This window comes from Streptomyces flavofungini, from assembly GCF_041028215.1.
GTDB lineage: Bacteria > Actinomycetota > Actinomycetes > Streptomycetales > Streptomycetaceae > Streptomyces > Streptomyces flavofungini_B.
This window is the reverse complement of sequence record NZ_JASKYR010000518.1, coordinates 1-6,549: the sequence shown is the minus strand read 5'-3', so window position 1 is coordinate 6,549 and position 6,549 is coordinate 1. Positions and strand designations below refer to the sequence as shown.

Genomic DNA, 6,549 nt, shown 5'->3' with positions numbered 1-6,549 from the left:
CTCTGTCTCGCCGCCGGGGTCGTCCTGCTCGCCCTCAACCTCCGCCCCGCGCTCGTCGCCGTCTCGCCCCTCGCCGACACCATCCGCGACGACAGCGGCATGTCGGCCGCCGCCACCAGCCTGCTCACCGCGCTCCCGCTGCTCTGCTTCGGGCTGCTCGCGCCGGTCGCGCCCCGGCTCGGCCGCCGCTTCGGCATGGAGCGCCCGCTGCTCGGCACCATGGCGCTGATCTGCGCGGGCACCGCCTTGCGCCTGCTCGACTCCGTTGTCGCCCTCTTCGCGGGCACCGTCGTCATCGGCGCGGGCATAGCCGTCGCCAACGTCCTGCTGCCCGGCCTGATCAAGCGGGACTTCCCCGCGAGGGCCGGACTGATGACCGGCCTGTACTCGATGTCCCTCTTCGGCGGCGCCGCGCTCGCGGCCGGTGTCACCCTGCCCGTGCAGCAGGCCAGCGGCATGAACTGGCGCACCACACTGGCCTGCTGGGGCGCCCTCGCGCTGATCGCCCTCCTGGTGTGGCTGCCGCAGATCCGCTCGCGCACCCGGGTCGGCGCGGCGGCGGCCCGGCAGGCGGCGCACCCCGTACGCGGCCTGTCGCGCTCCCCGCTGGCCTGGCATGTCACCGCGTACATGGGCTTGCAGTCCCTCAACTACTACGCGGCCACCGCCTGGCTGCCGACCGTGTTCCAGGACGCCGGAATGGCCTCGGGCACCGCGGGCTGGATGCTCTCCTTCTCCTCGCTGCTCGGCATCGCGGGCTCCTTCCTCGCCCCGGTGATCGTCGGCAGGCGGCTCGGCTCCGGCGCGCTGGCGACCCTCGGCGCCGTCCTCTGTGCCCTCGGCTACGCGGGACTGCTCGCTGCCCCGGTCGGCGGCGCCTATCTCTGGATGGTCCTGCTGGGCCTCGGCCAGGGCGCGGCGATCAGCCTCGCGCTGCTCTTCATCGTCCAGCGGGCGCCCGACGCCCGGCACGCCGCCCAGCTCTCCAGCATGTCCCAGTGCTTCGGCTACGTCCTCGCGGCCACCGGACCCACCGTCCTCGGCGCCGTCCACGACGCCTCCCACAGCTGGACGGTGCCGCTCGTCCTGCTGCTCGTCCTGCTCGTACCGCAGGTGGTGGCGGGGCTCGGCGCCGCGCGCGACCGTCATGTGGCGGGCATCGGCTGACGCCCGCCCGGGCAGGATGCTCCCGGTGCGGTCCGAAGACGGGCCCACCGCTGACTCACGAAGGGTTGAGCGATGACGGATTCGGCCTCCGGGCGGCTCGTGGTCTCACCGGCCACGCCCGACGAATGGCGTGTGGTGACGGGGTGGGCGGCGGACGAGGGCTGGAACCCCGGTCTCGCCGACGCGGGACCGTTCTTCGCGCAGGACCCCGACGGGTTCTTCGTGGGGCGCCTCGACGGCGAGCCCGTCTCGGCGGTCTCCGTGGTCAACTACGGCGCGGACTACGCCTTCCTCGGCCACTACCTCGTCCGCCCCGGACTGCGCGGGCGCGGCCACGGCCTCGCCACCTGGCGGGCCGGGCTCGCGCACGCCGAGGGAAGGACCGTCGGCCTGGACGGCGTCCCCGCCCAGCAGGACAACTACCGCCGCTCCGGCTTCGCCCGCGCCCACGGCACCCTGCGCTACATCGGCGTGCTGCCCGCCGTCGACCTGCCCGACCGGCATGTGCGCCCCGTCGAGGCGGCGGGCCTGCGGGCGCTCATCGCCTACGACGGCGCCTGCGTGCCCGCGGACCGGCCGCGCTTCCTCACGTCCTGGCTCGCCGCCCCCGGGCACCGGGCGCTCGCCCGCATCGTCGACGGCAGGCTCACCGGGTACGGGGTGATCCGCCCCGGCCGTGACGCGCTGCGCGTGGGGCCGCTCTTCGCGGACACGCGCGCCGACGCCGAGGCGCTCCTCGACGCGCTGGCGGCGGAGGCGGACGGCACGCCCGTCGCCATCGACATGCCCGAGACGAACGGGGAGGCGGTCGCGCTGGCCGAGGCGCGCGGCATGAAGCCCACGTTCGACACGGCCCGCATGTACACCGGGCCGGTAAGGGAGTTCGCCCGGGAGCGGGTCTTCGGGGTCACCTCGCTCGAACTGGGCTGAGCGGGCCTGCGCCGGCCGGGCCCGGCGGCGTCCGGGCCCGGCCGTCCCCGTCTCGGGCGATCGTTCTCAGGTGATCGTCAGCGTCCGCCTGGCCTTCGCCTCGGAGCTGTTGCCGACGTAGAGGTCGATCCTGCCCTCCTCCACGACGAACTCGCCGTGCGGCGCGTTCGTCCAGTAGCCGAGGTCCTCCGCGCCGAGCCGGAAGCGGACGGTGCGCGACGCGCCCGGCGCGAGGGTGACCCGGCGGAAGCCGCGCAGCCTGCGCACCGGCTGGGTGAGACCGGCCGCGACGTCGTGCACGTAGAGCTGGACGACCTCGTCGCCCTCGCGGTCCCCGGTGTTGGTGACGCGCACGGACACCTCCAGGGTGTCGCCCCCGCGCAGCGCGCCCGCCGGGACGCGCGCGCGGCTGAGCTCCGGCTCGCCGATCTCGAACGTCGTGTAGCTCAGGCCGTATCCGAAGGCGAACTGCGGGCCCGGCGGCAGGTCCAGGTACTTCGAGGTGTACTTGTTGTCCGGGTCGTAGGGGCGGCCCGTCGACTCGTGGTTGTAGTGGATCGGGATCTGGCCGACCGCGCGCGGGAACGACACGGGCAGCTTGCCGCCGGGCACGACCTTGCCGAACAGCACGTCGGCGATGGCGTTGCCCGCCTCGATGCCCGGGTGCCAGGCCTCAAGGACGGCGGGCGCGGCGTCCAGCCAGCCGCCGATGGTCAGCGGACGGCCGTTGACGAGCACGACGACGAAGGGGCGGCCGGTCGCGGCGATCGCCGTCACCAGCTTCTCCTGGGCGCCGGGGAGCGAGAGGTCGCTGCGGGCCGCGGCCTCGCCGCTCATCGCGGGCGGCTCGCCCACCACCACGACCGTCACATCGGCGGCCTTCGCGGCGGCCACCGCCCTGCCGATGCCGCCGGTGTCCGCACCCTCGGGGCCGACGCCCCTGGCGTAGGCCACCCTGGCGTCCGGCGCGGCCCGCCTGACGGCGTCGAGGACCGTGCCCGAGGGGTACTTCTCGACGGCACCGGGGAACGACCAGGTGCCGAGCAGGTCGTCGGAGTCGCCGAAGGGGCCGACCACGGCGATGGACTCGACCGACGTCTTCAGCGGCAGCGCCCCGCCCTTGTTCTTGAGCAGGACCATCGAACGCGCCGCCGCCTCGCGGGCCGCCCGGCGGGTGGCGGCGCTCGGCCCTGCGATGGCGTCGTCCTCCTCGACGTAGGGGCGGTCGAAGAGACCGAGGTCGAACTTGAGGCGGAGCACGCGCGCCACCGCGTCGTCGAGGCGCCGCTCGTCGATCTTCCCCTCGCGCAGCAGCTTCTTGCCGTTCCTGACCAGGTTGGTGCTGGTCATCTCCATGTCGACGCCCGCGTTGAGGGCGAGGCGGGCCGCCGCCGCGCCGTCCTCGGCGAAGCCGTGCGCGATCAGTTCCTGGACGCCGGTCCAGTCGCTGACGACCATGCCGCCGAAGTCCCACTCCCTCTTCAGGATGTCGGTCAGAGTGTGGGTGTTGCCGTGGGCCGGGATGCCGCTGAGGGTGTTGAAGGAGGCCATCACGGTCGCCGCGCCCGCCCTGAGGGCCGCCTTGAACGGCGGGAGGTAGAGGTTGCGCAGGCGGGACTCCGAGAGGTCGACCGTATTGTAGTCCCGGCCGCCCTCGGCGCCGCCGTAGGCGACGAAGTGCTTGGCGCAGGCGGCGACGCGGTCCTTGGCGCGGTAGGGCGCGGCGTCCCCGTCGTCCGCGTCGCCCTGGTAGCCCTTGACCTTGGCGGCGGCGAACACCGAGGCCAGATAGGGGTCCTCGCCGTTGCTCTCGGCGATGCGGCCCCAGCGGGGCTCGTGCGTGACGTCCATGGCGGGGGCGAAGGTCCAGTGCACGCCGTTGGAGCGGGCCTCCTTCGCCGAGACCTCGCCGTCCGTCCTGGTGACGTCGGGGTCGAAGCTGGCCGCCTGCGCCAGCGGGATCGGGAAGGTCGTCCAGAAGCCGTGGATGACGTCGAGGCCGAAGACGAGCGGAATGCCGAGGCGGGACTCCTCGACGGCGATGCGCTGGAGGGCGTTGGTGGTCGCGGCGCCGTAGATGCTCAGGACGGAACCGAGCCTGCCCGCGCGCGCCGCGTCCTCCGCCTCCTTGGTGTCGCCGCCGCCGGGACCGGTGTCGTAGGTCCACGGGAGCTGTTGAAGCTGACCCAGCTTCTCTTCGACGGTCATACGGTCGAGCAGCTTCTGGATTCTTTGGTGGTACGCGCTCCCCGGCCGGGCCGCCGGGATGCCCCGCGCCGCGTCCGCGCGGCCCGCCCCCACGGTGCCCACGGCGCCGAGTGCGCCTCCCGCGACCGCCGTGCCGCCCATCGCGGACAGCAGAGTACGCCTTCGTACATCACGCATGCGTTCGCCTTCTCACCTCATGTGGGGGGATAACTCTCGTGGTGACCACAAGAATTGAAGCGAAAGTACGTTCCTGTTACACGTGGGGTCAAGAGACGCGGCAGGGGTGAGCGCGCCTTCCGTGAATGGTTGACCTGAAGTTAGCTTGAGGTCCTAACGTTCCCCTCATGAGCATGGAAACCACGGCCTGGAACCAGCTGTACAGCGTGATGCACGCCCAGCAGGACCGCCGCCCCTTCGCCCGCGCCACCCTCCGCCGCATCGGCGCCTTCGCCCGGCCCCACCGCAGGCGCATCTGGCAGTTCGTGCTGCTGAGCGTCGTCACCGCACTGCTCGCCGTGGCCACCCCCGTCCTCGCGGGCAAGGTCGTCAACGTCATCGTCGGCGGCGGCGACTCCGGCACCGTCGTGCGCTACGCCCTGCTGATCGCCGCCATCGCGCTCGCCGAGGCGGGCATCGGACTGCTGAGCCGCTGGCTGTCGGCCAACCTCGGCGAGGGACTCATCCTCGACCTGCGGACCGCCGTCTTCGACCACGTCCAGCGCATGCCCGTCGCCTTCTTCACCCGCACCCGCACCGGCGCCCTGGTCAGCCGCCTCAACAACGACGTGATCGGCGCCCAGCGCGCCTTCAGCAACACGCTCTCCGGCGTCGTCGGCAACATCGTCACGCTCATCCTCACCCTCGCCGTGATGCTCACCCTTTCGTGGCAGATCACCCTGCTGGCCCTGGTGCTGCTCCCCGTCTTCGTCGTCCCCGCCCGGCGCATGGGCGCCCGCATGGCCAAGCTCCAGCGCGAGGCCGCGCACCACAACGCCGCCATGGGAACCCGGATGACCGAGCGCTTCTCGGCGCCCGGCGCCACCCTCATCAAGCTCTTCGGCAGGCCCGGCGACGAGTCCGCCGAGTTCGCCGCGCGCGCCCACCGGGTGCGCGACATCGGGGTGCGCACCGCCATGGCGCAGTCCGCGTTCATCACCGCGCTCACGCTCGTCTCGGCGCTCGCGCTGGCCCTGGTGTACGGACTCGGCGGCTACTTCGCCCTGGAGGGCTCCCTGAAGGCGGGCGCGGTCGTCTCGCTCGCACTGCTGCTGACCCGGCTGTACGCGCCGCTGACCTCCCTGGCCGGGGCGCGCGTGGAGGTGATGAGCGCCCTCGTCAGCTTCGAGCGGGTCTTCGAGGTGCTCGACCTGAAGCCCCTCATCGAGGAGAAGCCGGAGACCGCGGACGTCCCCGAGGGGGCCGTCGCCGTGGAGTTCGAGAACGTGCGCTTCTCCTACCCGGCCGCCGACAAGGTCTCCCTGGCCTCCCTCGAAGAGGTCGCCGCCCTCGACACCCGCGGCGGCGAAGAGGTCCTGCACGGCATCTCCTTCCGCGCGGAGGCGGGCCAGACCGTGGCGCTCGTCGGCTCGTCGGGCGCGGGCAAGTCGACCATCGCGCAACTGCTCCCGCGCCTGTACGACACCGACGAGGGAGCGGTGCGCATCGGCGGCGTCGACGTGCGGGACCTGTCGGCCGCCTCGATGCGGGCCACCCTCGGCATGGTCACCCAGGACGGCCACCTCTTCCACGAGTCCGTCCGCGACAACCTGCTCCTCGCCCGGCCGGACGCGAGCGAGGACGAGCTGTGGGACGTCCTGCGCCGCGCCCGCCTCGAAGAGCTCGTGCACTCCCTGCCCGACGGGCTCGACACGGTGGTCGGCGAGCGCGGCTACCGGCTCTCCGGCGGCGAGCGGCAGCGCATGACCATCGCCCGCCTGCTCCTGGCCCGCCAGCGGGTCGTCATCCTCGACGAGGCCACGGCACACCTCGACAACACCTCCGAGGCCGCCGTCCAGGAGGCCCTCGCCGAAGCCCTTGAGGGCCGCACCGCCGTGGTCATCGCCCACCGGCTCTCCACGGTCCGCGCCGCCGACCAGATCCTCGTCGTCGAGGCGGGCGAGATCGTCGAACGGGGCACGCACGAGGAACTCCTCGCCCTCGACGGCCGGTACGCGGAGCTGCACCGGACCCAGTTCGCCAAGGGCGCGAGCCCGGCGGAGGTGGTGGAGGCGGCCTGAGACAGGG

4 protein-coding genes are annotated in these 6,549 nt (G+C 73.0%); 3 read left to right on the top strand and 1 reads right to left on the bottom strand.

The annotated features are described in order from the left end of the window. Together AB8Z36_RS28555 and AB8Z36_RS28550 are read left to right on the top strand one after the other, a co-directional pair. Positions 1–1,167, top strand: a 1,167-nt coding sequence (locus tag AB8Z36_RS28555) for a CynX/NimT family MFS transporter (RefSeq protein ID WP_369216268.1), incomplete at its 5' end; no start/stop codon positions are given. Between the two features lie 72 nt (positions 1,168–1,239). Then, positions 1,240–2,097 carry a GNAT family N-acetyltransferase gene (locus AB8Z36_RS28550; protein ID WP_369216267.1) on the top strand — a complete coding sequence of 286 codons (858 nt, stop codon included), beginning with the start codon at positions 1,240–1,242 and terminating at the stop codon, positions 2,095–2,097. Between the two features lie 66 nt (positions 2,098–2,163). On the opposite strand, the gene AB8Z36_RS28545 is transcribed toward AB8Z36_RS28550, so the two are convergent. After that, the gene (locus AB8Z36_RS28545) at positions 2,164–4,482 is read right to left on the bottom strand and encodes a glycoside hydrolase family 3 N-terminal domain-containing protein (protein ID WP_369216266.1); all 2,319 of its coding nucleotides are present in this window, start codon (positions 4,480–4,482) and stop codon (positions 2,164–2,166) included. Between the two features lie 167 nt (positions 4,483–4,649). Here AB8Z36_RS28545 and AB8Z36_RS28540 point away from each other — a divergent pair, with 167 nt between their 5' ends. Continuing rightward, on the top strand, positions 4,650–6,542 hold the full coding sequence (locus AB8Z36_RS28540) for an ABC transporter ATP-binding protein (RefSeq protein WP_369216265.1): 1,893 nt from the start codon (positions 4,650–4,652) through the stop codon (positions 6,540–6,542). The last annotated feature ends 7 nt before the right edge of the window (positions 6,543–6,549 follow it).